1 rRNA gene is annotated in these 1,689 nt (G+C 49.7%); it reads left to right on the plus strand.

Features of this window, described 5'->3' with window-relative positions:
- The first annotated feature begins 94 nt into the window (after positions 1-94).
- Positions 95-1,661 (plus strand): 16S ribosomal RNA (locus tag MZO40_RS16675).
- The last annotated feature ends 28 nt before the right edge of the window (positions 1,662-1,689 follow it).

Here is a 1,689-nt window from a genome sequence, read left to right on the forward strand (position 1 = left end):
TTGATTTTGAATCAAGAGCAAAACATTTGCGAAGTCAATTCGCTAGCAAATAAATTTTAGTACAACATTAAATGAGCTTTTTAGAACTCATCATTAATTTGAGAGTTTGATCCTGGCTCAGGACGAACGCTGGCGGCGTGCCTAATACATGCAAGTCGAACGAACTCTGGTATTGATTGGTGCTTGCATCATGATTTACATTTGAGTGAGTGGCGAACTGGTGAGTAACACGTGGGAAACCTGCCCAGAAGCGGGGGATAACACCTGGAAACAGATGCTAATACCGCATAACAACTTGGACCGCATGGTCCGAGTTTGAAAGATGGCTTCGGCTATCACTTTTGGATGGTCCCGCGGCGTATTAGCTAGATGGTGGGGTAACGGCTCACCATGGCAATGATACGTAGCCGACCTGAGAGGGTAATCGGCCACATTGGGACTGAGACACGGCCCAAACTCCTACGGGAGGCAGCAGTAGGGAATCTTCCACAATGGACGAAAGTCTGATGGAGCAACGCCGCGTGAGTGAAGAAGGGTTTCGGCTCGTAAAACTCTGTTGTTAAAGAAGAACATATCTGAGAGTAACTGTTCAGGTATTGACGGTATTTAACCAGAAAGCCACGGCTAACTACGTGCCAGCAGCCGCGGTAATACGTAGGTGGCAAGCGTTGTCCGGATTTATTGGGCGTAAAGCGAGCGCAGGCGGTTTTTTAAGTCTGATGTGAAAGCCTTCGGCTCAACCGAAGAAGTGCATCGGAAACTGGGAAACTTGAGTGCAGAAGAGGACAGTGGAACTCCATGTGTAGCGGTGAAATGCGTAGATATATGGAAGAACACCAGTGGCGAAGGCGGCTGTCTGGTCTGTAACTGACGCTGAGGCTCGAAAGTATGGGTAGCAAACAGGATTAGATACCCTGGTAGTCCATACCGTAAACGATGAATGCTAAGTGTTGGAGGGTTTCCGCCCTTCAGTGCTGCAGCTAACGCATTAAGCATTCCGCCTGGGGAGTACGGCCGCAAGGCTGAAACTCAAAGGAATTGACGGGGGCCCGCACAAGCGGTGGAGCATGTGGTTTAATTCGAAGCTACGCGAAGAACCTTACCAGGTCTTGACATACTATGCAAATCTAAGAGATTAGACGTTCCCTTCGGGGACATGGATACAGGTGGTGCATGGTTGTCGTCAGCTCGTGTCGTGAGATGTTGGGTTAAGTCCCGCAACGAGCGCAACCCTTATTATCAGTTGCCAGCATTAAGTTGGGCACTCTGGTGAGACTGCCGGTGACAAACCGGAGGAAGGTGGGGATGACGTCAAATCATCATGCCCCTTATGACCTGGGCTACACACGTGCTACAATGGATGGTACAACGAGTTGCGAACTCGCGAGAGTAAGCTAATCTCTTAAAGCCATTCTCAGTTCGGATTGTAGGCTGCAACTCGCCTACATGAAGTCGGAATCGCTAGTAATCGCGGATCAGCATGCCGCGGTGAATACGTTCCCGGGCCTTGTACACACCGCCCGTCACACCATGAGAGTTTGTAACACCCAAAGTCGGTGGGGTAACCTTTTAGGAACCAGCCGCCTAAGGTGGGACAGATGATTAGGGTGAAGTCGTAACAAGGTAGCCGTAGGAGAACCTGCGGCTGGATCACCTCCTTTCTAAGGAATATTACGGAAACCTACACAT

The sequence above is a fragment of the Lactiplantibacillus sp. B652 genome, from assembly GCF_023806745.1.
In the GTDB taxonomy this organism is placed as follows: domain Bacteria; phylum Bacillota; class Bacilli; order Lactobacillales; family Lactobacillaceae; genus Lactiplantibacillus; species Lactiplantibacillus pentosus.